Raw genomic sequence first — 11983 nt, 5'->3', positions numbered from 1 at the left:
AGGCGACGCGGAGCGTCGTCGACCGACGACAACGCCGCGAGCGTGCGTGCCAGGCCCCGCGAGCCCGGCCTGATCCAAACGACAAGCCCTAGGCCCACAGCTCCCGCTTCGGGAGCGTTGTCCCGTGTCCCCCGCCCATCTGGCGCGTAGGGCGCGATGTCCGCAACCGCCTTGGGCGGCACGGTGGGCAAGGCGGCACCCCGGTGCGGCGGACCGGTGCGGGCGGCCCCGGCCACCGTTCGGCGCACCGTTACCCGCGGCACCGCCAGCCACGGCACCCGTTACAACAACCCCCGCAACCTCTCCGCCAGCAGATCCCAGCGCCACTTCTCCTCGACCCAGGCGCGGCCCCGCTCCCCCATGCGGCGGCGGAGTTCCGGGTCCTGGAGGAGCGTGATGATGCGGTCCGCGGACTCGGATTCGGAGCCGCCGCGCACGACCCAGCCCGTCTCCCCGTCGAGCACCGCGTCCGGCGCCCCGCCGGAGTCGCCGGCGACGACCGGGAGCCCGGTCGCGGAGGCCTCCAGGTAGACGATGCCGAGGCCCTCGACGTCGAGCCCACCCCGCCGCGTACGGCACGGCATCGCGAAGACGTCCCCCGCCCCGTAGTGCGCGGGCAGCTCCTCCCACGGCACGGCCCCCGTGAAGCGGACGGAGTCCCCGACCCCGGTCTCGGCAGCCAGCTTGCGCAGGTCCTTCTCGTACGGGCCGCCGCCCACGATCAGCAGCACCGCGTCCGGCACGGCCGCCAGGATCTTCGGCATGGCGAGGATCAAGGTGTCCTGCCCCTTGCGCGGGACCAGGCGCGAGACGCACACGACCACCGGGCGGTCCGTCAGACCGAGTCGCGCCCGCACCACGTCCCCGCCCGACCCCGGGTGGAACGTCTTCTCGTCGACCCCCGGCGGGAGCTGTTCCATCCGCCCCGCCGCCGCGGGCGTGAGCGCCGCCGCGATGCGCGAGCGCGTGTACTCGCCGAGGTACGTGACGGTGTCCGTGCCCTCGCCGATGCGGCGCAGCAACTGCCGGGACGCGGGGAGTTGGGCCCAGCCCGCCTCGTGCCCGTGCGTGGTCGCGACGATCCGCCGCGCGCCGGCCCTGCGCAGCGCGGGCGCCATCAGGCCGAGCGGCGCCGCCGCCCCGAACCACACCGACGTACAGCCGTGCGCCCGCAGCAGCCCCGCCGCGCGCCGCGTCACCCGCGGCGTCGGCAGCAGCATCGTCGTGTTGTCGCGGACGACCGTGAACGGCTGCTCCGCGTCGAAGGCCGCCGTGGCCTCGACGCCCTCCCGGCTGCGCTTCCACGTGGAGGCGTAGACGACGAGCCGCTCCGGGTCCAGGCGCAGCGCCATGTTGTACAGGAAGGCCTGGATCCCACCGGGGCGCGGCGGGAAGTCATTGGTCACGAGCAGAGTCTTCGGTGTCTGGCGCATCACCGCCGACAGTACCGAACCCGCCAGACGGCGGCCGCCGCGCCGCGGGGGTCCATGGCCAGGCCACGGGTCGGCCCGGCATCATGTTTCGAATGAAGACGCGAACCCCCGCCGGACTCCTGGTCACCTGGGTGCTGACCCGGGCGCTGCTCCTGCTGTGCGTCTTCAAGGTGATCGTCGTCCCGGGCCCCGACGTCACCAGCGACGTCCACGTGATCTACCAGGGCTGGTTCGACGTCCTGCGCACAGGAACGTTCCCGCTGGACGACGTGACGTGGCAGTACCCACCGGCCGCCGCGATGGCGATCCTCTCCCCGGCGCTGCTGCCCTTCCTGTCGTACGCCTCCGCCTTCTTCCTGCTCGCGTTCCTGACGGACGCCGTCGTCCTGCTGACGCTCCTGCATGTCTCCGAGCGGCGGGGCGGGTCACGACGCGGCGCCTGGGTGTGGGTCGTCGGGCTGCCGCTGCTCGGACAGACCGTCTACGCGCGCTACGACGTGATGGTGACGGCCGTCGCCATCGCGGCGCTGCTCGCGGCGGCCCGGCATCCGCGGGCCGCGGGCGTCTTCGCGGCGATCGGCGCGATGATCAAGGTGTGGCCCGCGCTGCTGCTGCTCGGCACGCGGCGCGGCCGGGCCACCCGGCAGACCTGGGGCACGGCGGTCGTGACGGCGGCCGTGCTGCTGGTCTCCTTCTCGGTCGCGATGCCGGGCGCGCTCGGCTTCCTCACCTCCCAGAAGGACCGGGGCACGGAGGTGGAGTCCCTCGGCGCCCTCGTCTTCCACGTGGCACGCCAGTTCGGCTGGAACGGCACGGTGCAGCTGAATTACGGCTCGATGGAGTTCCTCGGCCCGCACGTGGACGTGGTGAGCACGCTGGCGCAGGTGCTCACGGCGCTCGCGTTCGGCTGGCTGGTGCTGTGGCGGCTGCGGGCGCGGGCCTGGCAGTCCGCGACGCTCGCCGACGCGGGCCTGGCGGCGGTGCTGCTGTTCACGACGACGAGTCGGGTGATCAGCCCGCAGTACATGGTGTGGCTGGTGGGCGTGGCCGCCGTCTGCATGCTGTTCCGGGACAGCCGGATGACGCTGCCGGTGTGCCTGGTGCTCGCGGCGACGTTCGTGACGTTCCTGGAGTTCCCGCTCTACTTCGGGAACGTGGTCTCCAGCGACCCGCTCGGCGTCACGCTCCTCTTCGTGCGCAACGGCCTGCTGGTGGTGGCCTCCCTGAGCGCCTGCCGCCGGCTGTGGCGCGCCACGGTGACCGAGCCCCGGCGCGCCGAGCGGGCCGCCGCGCCGACCCCGCCGACGCACGAGAACGACAACGCCGTGCCGACCCCGTAGTCCTCAGCCCAGCTCGGACCGTACGTACTCCCGCCACTGCGCCACGAACTGCTGCTCGTCGATGCCGAGGGCCTGCCGCAGCGCCCCGTCGACGGCACCGGCGCGCTCCTTGTGGCCGCCGACCGCCCGGTAGAAGGCGTTGAGCTCCGCCTCGCCCCACCGGTCCGCGATCATCCTGCAGGCCAGCCAGCCGCTCTCGTACGCGCGGGCGAGCTTCGCGGAGTCGCCGGAGAAGCCGAAGTCCTTGTCGCCGGGGAGTTCGGCGGGCGCCGCGCCCTGCTGGACGGCGCGCCGCAGCTCGGGCGCCGCCTGCTCCGGCGTGCGGTCGCTCTCGCGGTAGCCCGCCCAGTCCGCGTACCCCTCGGAGAGCCACAGCGGGGTCGCGCCGGACGTCACGCGGCGGGTCGCGACGTGGGCCGTCTCGTGGGTGAGGACGACCTGCTTGCCGACCTCGCCGAGCACCCCGTACGCCTCGGGGTTGAGGATCACCCGGTCCGCGGGCGCGGTCTTCGGGCCGCCCGCCTCGCCCGTCGTGACGGCGGCGATCCCCTGGTAGCCGGCGGCGGGCGCGCCGAGGATCCTGCCCATCTCGTTGAGGGACTCGGGCACCAGGACGACGATCCGGCGCGCCCAGTCGCGGCCCCAGGAGCGCTGCACGGAGGGCACGGCCTCGTCGGCCAGCTTCGCGTACGAGCGCAGTTCGGAGCGCGGTTTGCCGACCCCGAGCACCAGGCTGTGCGTGCCCTTGACCGCGGTCACCGGGCCCTGTTCCCACAGCTGTTCGCCCGCCTTCTTCGCGGGCCGGTCCCCGGTGACGTACCAGCCGTCGTCGCCGTGCCCCAGCGTCAGCCGGCGCTCGGCGACCACGGGCGCCTTGTCGTAGCCGTCGACCCGGTAGCGCAGCTCGGCCGTGGCGGTGGCCCTGGATCCCGCGCGCTCCAGGTGGGTGAGCTCGTAGCTCCAGGAGTCGAGCGGGACCTCGGACAGGTCGTCGAGCAGTCCGGGTTCCGCGCTGCCCGTCGAGCGGTACGCGGGCCCGTCCCGGGTGACGACGGCGTGCGCCCGCCGGTCCAGGACCCGCTGCACGGCGGCCGCGTCCGCGCCCTTCGGCCCGTCGTCACCGGAGCACCCGGAGAGCGCGGAAAGCCCGACGAGCAGGGCGCCCAGTGCCATCGCACTCCCCGTCCTGCCCACCGCACGCCGTCGACCAGCCATCTTGTCGATCGTACGGCGAAGTCGGGCGAAGGAGCCTCAGACCCGGGTCACGGATGAGACGGGCATCATGCCCACGGGGTCGTAGCGCACGGGGGCGCCCGGGTGCGGGGCGTGGATCACCTGGCCGTTGCCCGCGTAGATGCCGATGTGGTGGGCGTCGGAGCCGTAGGCCACGAGGTCGCCGGGCCGCGCCTGGGACAGCGGGACCTGGCGGCCCGCCACCGCCTGCGCCTGCGAGGTGCGCGGCAGGCCGACGCCCGCCTGCCCGTACGACCACTGCATGAGGCCCGAGCAGTCGAAGCCGGAGGGTCCCGTCGCGCCCCAGACGTACGGCTTGCCGAGCGCCGACTCGGCGGCGGCGAGCGCGGCGGCCGCGCGGGCGGAGGAGGCGGGGCCCGCGCCGGACAGGTCGGGGCGGCTCTGGCCGCGCGAGGCCCGGTCGTAGGCGGCCCGCTCCCCGCTCGGCATCGCGTTGAGCAGCCGCCGCGCCTTGGCCAGCTTCTTCTCGACGCTCTGCTTGTGCTGCCGGACGGCCTTGCGGCCGGCCTCCAGCTCGGCGAGCTCGACGCGCGCCTCGGCCCTGCGCTGGTCCAGATCGCGCTGGGCGCCCCGCAGTTCGACCAGCTCGCCCGCGTTCCGCTCGCCGATCCGGTCGAGCGTGCCGGCCTTGTCGAGGTAGCCGTCGGGGTCGGAGGAGAGCATCAGGGCGAGCGAGGGGTCCATGCCGCCGGACCGGTACTGGGCGCCGGCCACCACGCCGAGCGCACGCCGCATCGCGTTGATCCGCTCCTGACCGCGGGCCACCTGGTCCTGGGTCGCGGCGAGTTCCTTGCGGAGCCTGTCCGTGCGCTCGTCGGCCCGGTTGAACGCCTCGGTGGCCTTCTCGGCCTGCTCGTACAGGCGGTCCACGGCGGCCTTGCCGGAGCCCGGCCGGTCCTGCGGCGCGGCGCCCGCCGGGGCCGCGCCGAGCGCCGCCGCGGCGGAGGCAGCTGCCACGCCGAGCACGGTCGCGCGGGTACTCCGGTCGAGTCCCGGGTGCCGAGAATGCGAGATACGGCGATGAGAACCCACGGGTTGCCGCTCCCCCTTCCGCTGACGGACCCCCGTGATCGGGGGAATGCGCGCCGACAGTAGTCGGGCGACTACCCCCTGGCCAAAGACCGTTCAGGGGGCACGCAGCGCGGCGCCCCGCTTCTGACGCAGGTCATGGGCGGGGCGCGGGGGTCAGCGCGGGGTCGTGGAATTCGCCCGAACGGGCGCGTTTCCAGGGCGCGTTGAGAGGCGGAGGACCGGGGCCCTCCGCCGGGTCAGATGCGGCGGGCGGTCTGGTACGGGCCGACGGTGTCCATCGACTCGTAGCGCACCCCGGCGCCGGGGTGCGGGGCGTGCAGCACCTGGCCGTTGCCCGCGTACAGGCCGACGTGCTGGGTGTTGTTGAAGAAGACCAGGTCGCCGGGCTTGAGCTGGCTCCTGGGCACCTCGGTGCCCTCGCCGATCTGGGTGTACGTGGTGCGGGTTATGGAGACACCGGCCTGGTTGTACGCCCACTGGGTCAGACCCGAGCAGTCGTAGGAGTTGGGGCCGGAACCGCCGGAGACGTACGGCTTGCCGATCTGGGTGGCGGCCGCGGACAGGGCGGCGGAGGCGCGGCCCGAGGCGGGCAGCGCGTCGCCGAGGTCGACGCGGCTGGCGGCGTCGCGGCTGGCCCGCTGCTCCTCGGCGGCCATCTTGGCGCGCTGCTCGGCGGTCAGCGTGTTGAGCAGCTTGCGGGCCTCGGCGAGCTTGTCCTGGACCTGCTCCTTCTTCTTGCCGAGCTCGGCGCGCGTGTCGGCGAGGTCCTTGAGCTTCTGGGAGGCCTCGGCGCGCTCCTGGGCGAGCGTGCGCTGCTTCTCCTGGACCTTCTTGAGCGACTCGAGCTGCTGGGCGCTGAGCGAGTCGAGCGTGGAGGCCTTGTCGAGGTAGCTGTCCGGGTCGGACGAGAGGAAGAGCTGGACCGAGGGGTCGATGCCGCCGCTGCGGTACTGCTGGCCGGCGAGCGAACCGAGGCCGGAGCGCAGGTCGTTGAGGTCCTCCTGGCCGCGCGCGACCTTGTCCTGGAGGTCGCCGATCTCCGACTCGAGCTTCTTCTGCTTCTCCTTGGCCCCGTTGTAGCGGTCGGTCGCGGCACCGGCCTCTTCGTAGAGCTTGTCGACCTTCTCCTTGACTTCGCTCTTGCTGGGCTTGGGTGCGGCGTTGGCGGCCTGAGAGGTGAGGGCCACGGCAGCGGCGGCGGTCGCGGTGAGCACGGTCACGCGGGTGCGGCTCGGCTGCTTGGGTCGACGGTGGGACGCCACGAAGGCGAGCTCCTTCTTCCTCCAGCCGCCTACCGAGAGGCCGGTCGGCGGTGACCCTCCACCGTCACCCCTTATGAGTGATCACCCGAGCGGAGGTTCGAGCCAGACCCTAGTGACCTCTTCGTGATCAGTTCAAATCCCTCAGAGAAAAAACTCCGTCACTCGCTGCATTCTTTGCACTCAACTCACATGCAGTGATGTCCGCTTGACGCTACGTTGCGTGAAGGTTTCGCCAATTCGGGCATACGACACGGATGTTGCGCGTGTGACATAGGTAACTCGGTGCCCCTTTTGGGGGAAGCTCAGCCGTGCGAGAGCCGTTTGAGGAGCACCACGGAGGCGACCGGCCGCGCGCCCGCCTTCGCGACGCCGTCCGCGACCTCCCGGTCGGTCGACACGACGATGACGGGGCGCCCCGACGGCTCGGCGCGCACGAGCTGACGGATCAGCTCGTCCGCCGTGACCCCCGGCTTCGAGAACAGCACCCGCACCCCGCGCGGCGGCGCGAGCAGCACCGGCGCCGCCAGCTCGGCCCCGTCGAAGACGCAGGTCACCTCGGCCCCGGTCTGCGCCGCGAGCTGCGAGAGCGAGCCGAGCAGCCGCAGCCGCTGCTTCTCCAGCGGCATCGTCGGATACCCGGTCTTCGTGACGTTGTAGCCGTCCACCACGAGGTGGGCCTGCGGCAGCGCCAGCAACTGGTCGAGGATCGCCGGGTCGTGCTCGTGCAGGGCGCGCGCCGCGATGTCCTTGGGCGTCATCCGGCCCGGTTCGACGGCGTCCACGGAGTCGGCGGGCCGCGCGGACACCGGCGGCAGCGCGAGCTCCCTGCGCAGCCCCTGGGCCGCGTCGAGGACCGTGTCGAGCAGCAGCCTCACCCGCATGTCCTCGATGCTGCGCCCCTCGCGGGCCGCCCGGCGGGAGGACTCCAGGGCCGACTCCGCCTCACCGAGCCGGGACTTGAGCCGCCGCGTCTCGCGCTCCGCGGCGGACACCTGGGCCTGCCCCTCGGCGCGCACCGCGTCGGTCTCGGCCCGCGCCTTGCGGGCGGCGGCCTCGCCGCGCTTCACGTCGCTGAGCGCGGCCCGCAGCTTGCGCTCCACGGAGCCGGCCTCGCGCTTGGCGGCGTCGAGCTCGGCGCGCAGCCGCTCCGTCTCGGCCTTGGTCTGGGACCTGGCCTCGGCCAGTTCGGCACGCAGCCGCTCCACTTCGGCCCGGGTCTCGTCGTCGGCCCGCTCGGCGTCGGCCCGCTCGGCGTCCTCGCCCGCGGCGGCGACGAGCTTCACCCAGCCGACGGGCCGCAGCACATAGGCGGCCGCCGCCACGTCGAGCGGATCGGCCGCGGGCGGCGGGGAGCCCGACTCCAGGGCGGTCGCCAGCTCGGGCTGCGCGTCCCGGAGGCGCTCGCCGATCCGCTGCCGGAACAGCGCGTCGCTCTCCAGGGCCGCGGCCATGGCGTTGCCGGCGAACTTCATCCGACGGGTCGGGGTGAAGCGGGCATACTGCCGCAATTGCGGCGGCAGTTCACCGACCGTCAGTCCGCCGAAGCCGTCCGACGCGATCTGCACGACGCGCCGCCGTACCCCCTCGGGCAGCGGACGGTCGAGCACCTCGGCGGCGCCGCCCTCCCCGGCCTCCCCGCCTGTGCTCTCCACCATCCGTCACCCCAATGTCGCTGTGGAGCCGCTCCTCAGGAGTCGGCGCCCGGCCTGTCCACCAGTTCCACCTGATCCACCGCGTTGCACCAGCGGCAGCGAACCGACTCGATGGTCTCACTGACCACGTCGCGCTCCTCCACCTTCGGCTCACCGGCCAGGTCCAGGTGCATGTACTCGACGACCTTCGAGGACCGCGTGACGTCGAAACGCGTCAGGTTGCCGCACAGCGTGCAGCGCCAGCGGGTGGTGGCGGTCGGCAGGGGAACCGTCATCGGGTGGTGCCTTCTTCCGGATGCATGCGGGTTGCGTGGTGCTTGCTTTATTGCCCGTAACCCTACGGCCTGCCGCACGCCGCCCGCTCCCCGCCGTGCGTCATGCTCTGTCCATGATCGGCAATGGGCGCTCCGCGATCGACAGGCTGACCGCATTCCTCAGAGGTCACCCGGCTCCGGTCACGTACGGCATCATCGCGGTCTGCTGTGTGGTCTTCGTGCTGTCCCCCGCCTCGGGCCTGAACCCCGGCTACGGCACCGGGGACCGGCTGCTCGCCGCGCAGAGCGCCTACTTCGAGCGCTGGGGCGTGGTCCCCGACGAGCTGTTCGGCGGATCGGGGCGGGCCCTGCTCACCCCGCTCACGGCCCTGTTCGTGCACGGCAGCTGGCTGCATCTGCTGGGCAACATGCTCTTCCTCTATGTGTTCGGGGCCATGGTCGAGGAACACATGGGCCGCCTCTCGTACGCCTTGTTCTATGGGGTCAGCGGCTATCTGGCGCTGCTCGGGTACGCGCTCGCGCACACCGATTCCGACCAGAGCCTGGTGGGCGCGTCGGGGGCGATCTCGGCGGTCCTCGGCGCGTTCCTCTTCTTGTTCCCCGAAGCCCGCGTGACGAGCCTGTTCCCCTTCCTGTTCTTTCTGCCGCTGCGCTTCCCCGCATGGGTGGTGCTGCCGTTCTGGGTGGCGCTGCAGTGGGCGGCGGCGGGACAGGAGACCCAGGGGCCCGGGGTGGCGTATCTGGCGCACCTGGTGGGGTTCTCGGTCGGGTTCCTGTGGGCGTGGGGCAGATATCGGGGCCGGGCTAGAGTTGAGGCGACCCATGCCACGGCCACCGAGGGAGACAGCCAGCCGTGATCACCGCGATCGTGCTCATCAAGACCAGCGTGGACCGGATCCCCGAGATCGCCGAGTCGATCGCGGCCCTGGACAACGTGAGCGAGGTCTTCTCCGTCACCGGTACCTACGACCTGATCGCCATGGTCCGGGTCGCCCGCCACGACGACCTGGCGGACGTCATCCCCGGGAAGATCAGCAAGATCCAGGGCGTCGAGGGCACGGACACGCACGTCGCGTTCCGTACGTACTCGCAGCACGACCTGGAGGCGGCGTTCGCGATCGGCCTGGACGCGTAACGCCCACCGCGGCGGCTCCATGAAGGTTTCTTCACCCGCGGCTCATCATGCCGACCGGGTACGCCGCCGAACGTGGCTGCCATGGCCTTCTCCCACCGCATGGCGGCCCTCGCCGCGGTCGTCGCGATCCCGCTCGGCATCGCGGCGACCAGCTCCGCCCTGACCGACAGCCCGGACCCACCGAAGTCGCCGCCGAAGGTGGAGCTGGAGAGCGGCTCCCCGGCGCCGCGCCCGACGCCCAGTGACGAGACGGTGTCCCCGTCACCGGTGAGCGAGAAGCCCTCAGCCGGTGACAGCACAGCCGGCACGGACGACGACGCCGACGACGGGAACGACGACCGCGGCGGCGCCTCCGACGACGACGGGCCCGGCGACGACGGCTGAGCCCGCGCACCGCTGGGTTCCGCCCGCGTCCGCATCCTGCTGTGGCTGCTCGTCGTGATGACGGCGGCGCTGACCGCGGTCGCCGCCACCACCCGCTCGGTGCTGCTGCGCGATGTGGACCACCGCGTCGACCGGCTGCTCGCCCAGGAGACCGGGGAGTTCGCCAACTTCGTGCGCAAGGGCGTCGACCCGCGCAGCGGCGAACGGTTCACCGACCCGGACCCGCTGCTCAAGCTGCACCTGGAGCGGCAGTACGCCGACCCGGACGAGGAGCTGCTCGGCCTGATCGACCGCGGGGCGAACCGCACGCCCGCCAAGAAGGAGCAGTCGCGGTCCCCCGACGTCGACCACGCGCTCGCCCGCGACCCGGCGGGCCTGCGCGCCGTCTTCGGCTCCCCCGGGGCCAGCGGCGCCCTGCACCGGACCGACGGCGTCGTCCGCTGGTCGAAGGTGGAGATCGGCGCGGGCGAGGGGCGGCCGGCGGCGGCCTTCGTCGTCGCGTTCCACCCGGAGCGCGAGCAGGCCAAGGCGGAGAGCGTCTTCCACATGCTGCTCGCGATCTCCGGGGTCGCGCTGCTGATGACCACGGGTATCGGCTGGGCGGTCGCGGGCCGCATCCTGCGTCCCGTACGCCTGGTGCGCACCACCGCCGCGCAACTCACCGAGCAGGACCTCACCCGGCGCATCCCCGTGCAGGGCCGCGACGACATCGCGGCGCTCGCCGAGACGTTCAACGGAATGCTCGACCGACTGGAGCGGGCGTTCGCCGCGCAGCGCGAGCCGTCGACGACGCCGGGCACGAGCTGCGGACGCCCATCACCATCGTCAGCGGCCATCTGGAGCTGATGGGCGACGATCCGCACGAGCGCGAGGAGACGGTGCGGATCGTGATGGAGGAGCTGGACCGGATGAGCCGCATCGTCGAGGACCTGCTGCTCCTCGCGAAGGCGGAACGCCCGGACTTCGTGACGCCTGAGCCGGTGCAGCTCGCCGAGCTGACCGCCGACGTCTTCGTCAAGGCCAGGGCGCTCGGCGAGCGGGACTGGCAGCTGGCCGAGGTCGCCGACACCGAGGCCGAGTTGGACCCGCAGCGGATCACACAGGCGATGGTCCAGCTCGCCCAGAACGCGGTGCAGCACACCGTCCCCGGGCAGCGCATAGGGATCGGCTCGCGGGTCGTGCGCGACCGGGCGGAGCGCGAGCGCGTCGAGCTGTACGTCGCCGATGCCGGGCCCGGCGTCACCGAGCAGGACGCCGCGGTGATCTTCGAGCGGTTCCGGCGGGGCACCGCGCGACGCGGCTCGCGGAGCACGGGCGCCGGGCTCGGCCTCGCGATCGTCCAGGCCATCGCCCAAAGCCACGGCGGCCGCGCCGAACTGAGCCGCACCGACGGCGGTGGGGCCACCTTCACCCTCGTACTCGACCGGACGGAGCCGAGATGAACCGCATCCTGATCGTGGAGGACGAGGAGCGCATCGCCTCGTTCGTGGAGAAGGGGCTGCGCGCGGGCGGCTTCACGACGACGGTCGTCGGGGACGGCGACAGCGCCCACGACTACGCCCTGACCGGCGGCTTCGACCTGATCGTCCTGGACATCGGGCTGCCGGGCCTGGACGGTTTCACGGTCCTGCGGCAGCTGCGCGAGGCCCGGGTGACGACGCCCGTGATCGTGCTGACCGCGCGCGACTCGGTACGGGACACGGTGGCGGGCCTGGAGGGTGGCGCCGACGACTGGATGACCAAGCCGTTCCGCTTCGAGGAGCTCCTCGCGCGGGTCCGGCTGCGACTGCGGACTGCCTCCGGCACGCCCGAGGTGACGATGCTCGGCGGCGGCGACCTCACGCTTGACCTGCGGACGCGGCGGGCGCGTGCGGAGGGGCGGACGGTTTACCTGACGGCCCGTGAGTTCGTGCTCCTTGAACTGTTTCTGCGTCATCCCGGCCAGGTGCTGTCCCGTGAGCAGATCCTGTCCCATGTGTGGGGGTACGACTTCGATCCCGGGTCGAACATCGTGGATGTGTACGTGCGGGCGCTGCGGAAGAAGCTTGGCGCTCGGCATGTGGAGACGGTGCGGGGGATGGGGTACCGGTTGCGGGAGTGAGGGTTGCGGTCGCGGGGCTCTGCCCCGGACCCCGCGGGCTCTCGTCCAAAGGCGGGGCTTGATGTGGGTGAACTTCCCTTCATGTGTCGCTCATTGGAGGCTCACCGCGCCGCAC

Annotated in this window: 11 protein-coding genes and 1 pseudogene; 6 read left to right on the top strand and 6 right to left on the bottom strand. The window is 72.5% G+C overall.

The window, feature by feature from the left end:
- Positions 1 to 281 precede the first annotated feature (281 nt).
- Positions 282 to 1433, bottom strand: a complete 1152-nt coding sequence (locus tag ACIA8D_RS35495; protein WP_399238416.1) for a glycosyltransferase family 4 protein — start codon at positions 1431 to 1433, stop codon at positions 282 to 284.
- 92 nt (positions 1434 to 1525) lie between these two features.
- Here ACIA8D_RS35495 and ACIA8D_RS35490 point away from each other — a divergent pair, with 92 nt between their 5' ends.
- Positions 1526 to 2773 (top strand): glycosyltransferase 87 family protein, encoded by a 1248-nt coding sequence (locus ACIA8D_RS35490; protein WP_399238413.1) that lies wholly within the window; start codon positions 1526 to 1528, stop codon positions 2771 to 2773.
- 3 nt (positions 2774 to 2776) lie between these two features.
- Here ACIA8D_RS35490 and ACIA8D_RS35485 read toward each other — a convergent pair whose 3' ends face one another.
- The 5 genes from ACIA8D_RS35485 to ACIA8D_RS35465 all read right to left on the bottom strand — a co-directional run bounded on the left by ACIA8D_RS35485 (position 2777) and on the right by ACIA8D_RS35465 (position 8248).
- Positions 2777 to 3988, bottom strand: a complete 1212-nt coding sequence (locus tag ACIA8D_RS35485) for a hypothetical protein (protein ID WP_399238411.1) — start codon at positions 3986 to 3988, stop codon at positions 2777 to 2779.
- Positions 3989 to 4024: 36 nt separating this feature from the next.
- Positions 4025 to 5059, bottom strand: a complete 1035-nt coding sequence (locus ACIA8D_RS35480) for an NlpC/P60 family protein (RefSeq protein WP_399238409.1) — start codon at positions 5057 to 5059, stop codon at positions 4025 to 4027.
- Between the two features lie 236 nt (positions 5060 to 5295).
- Entirely contained in the window at positions 5296 to 6321 is a 1026-nt protein-coding gene (locus ACIA8D_RS35475) for an NlpC/P60 family protein (RefSeq protein ID WP_399238407.1), read from the bottom strand.
- Between the two features lie 302 nt (positions 6322 to 6623).
- Entirely contained in the window at positions 6624 to 7976 is a 1353-nt protein-coding gene (locus ACIA8D_RS35470) for an NYN domain-containing protein (protein WP_399238405.1), read from the bottom strand.
- A 32-nt stretch (positions 7977 to 8008) separates the two neighbouring features.
- On the bottom strand, positions 8009 to 8248 hold the full coding sequence (locus tag ACIA8D_RS35465; protein WP_399238402.1) for a hypothetical protein: 240 nt from the start codon (positions 8246 to 8248) through the stop codon (positions 8009 to 8011).
- Between the two features lie 113 nt (positions 8249 to 8361).
- On the opposite strand from ACIA8D_RS35465, the gene ACIA8D_RS35460 reads away from it, so the two are divergent.
- The 5 genes and pseudogenes from ACIA8D_RS35460 to ACIA8D_RS35440 all read left to right on the top strand — a co-directional run bounded on the left by ACIA8D_RS35460 (position 8362) and on the right by ACIA8D_RS35440 (position 11868).
- Positions 8362 to 9105: a rhomboid family intramembrane serine protease gene (locus tag ACIA8D_RS35460; RefSeq protein WP_399238399.1), complete on the top strand. Its 744-nt coding sequence runs from the start codon at positions 8362 to 8364 to the stop codon at positions 9103 to 9105.
- Positions 9102 to 9383 carry an Lrp/AsnC family transcriptional regulator gene (locus ACIA8D_RS35455; protein WP_266720470.1) on the top strand — a complete coding sequence of 94 codons (282 nt, stop codon included), beginning with the start codon at positions 9102 to 9104 and terminating at the stop codon, positions 9381 to 9383. The genes ACIA8D_RS35460 and ACIA8D_RS35455 overlap by 4 nt, the downstream gene beginning before the upstream one ends.
- Before the next feature lie 81 nt (positions 9384 to 9464).
- Positions 9465 to 9767, top strand: coding sequence for a small secreted hydrophilic protein (locus ACIA8D_RS35450; RefSeq protein WP_399238397.1), 303 nt, complete (start codon positions 9465 to 9467; stop codon positions 9765 to 9767).
- A gap of 57 nt (positions 9768 to 9824) precedes the next feature.
- Positions 9825 to 11209, top strand: a pseudogene (locus ACIA8D_RS35445) (ATP-binding protein).
- Positions 11206 to 11868, top strand: a complete 663-nt coding sequence (locus ACIA8D_RS35440) for a response regulator transcription factor (protein WP_399238395.1) — start codon at positions 11206 to 11208, stop codon at positions 11866 to 11868. The pseudogene ACIA8D_RS35445 and the gene ACIA8D_RS35440 overlap by 4 nt, the downstream one beginning before the upstream one ends.
- The last annotated feature ends 115 nt before the right edge of the window (positions 11869 to 11983 follow it).

The sequence above is a fragment of the Streptomyces sp. NPDC051684 genome, from assembly GCF_044453445.1.
Classification (GTDB): domain Bacteria; phylum Actinomycetota; class Actinomycetes; order Streptomycetales; family Streptomycetaceae; genus Streptomyces.
Note: the sequence above shows the minus strand (reverse complement) of the source record. Positions and strands in the feature narration are given on the sequence as shown.

Bases quoted from the DNA above. Each gene is read 5' to 3' on its own strand.
- ACIA8D_RS35495 (WP_399238416.1), bottom strand. From the start codon at position 1,433: ATGCGCCAGACACCGAAGACTCTGCTCGTGACCAATGACTTCCCGCCG.
- ACIA8D_RS35490 (WP_399238413.1), top strand. From the start codon at position 1,526: ATGAAGACGCGAACCCCCGCCGGACTCCTGGTCACCTGGGTGCTGACC.
- ACIA8D_RS35485 (WP_399238411.1), bottom strand. From the start codon at position 3,988: ATGGCTGGTCGACGGCGTGCGGTGGGCAGGACGGGGAGTGCGATGGCA.
- ACIA8D_RS35470 (WP_399238405.1), bottom strand. From the start codon at position 7,976: ATGGTGGAGAGCACAGGCGGGGAGGCCGGGGAGGGCGGCGCCGCCGAG.
- ACIA8D_RS35465 (WP_399238402.1), bottom strand. From the start codon at position 8,248: ATGACGGTTCCCCTGCCGACCGCCACCACCCGCTGGCGCTGCACGCTG.
- ACIA8D_RS35460 (WP_399238399.1), top strand. From the start codon at position 8,362: ATGATCGGCAATGGGCGCTCCGCGATCGACAGGCTGACCGCATTCCTC.
- ACIA8D_RS35450 (WP_399238397.1), top strand. From the start codon at position 9,465: ATGGCCTTCTCCCACCGCATGGCGGCCCTCGCCGCGGTCGTCGCGATC.
- ACIA8D_RS35440 (WP_399238395.1), top strand. From the start codon at position 11,206: ATGAACCGCATCCTGATCGTGGAGGACGAGGAGCGCATCGCCTCGTTC.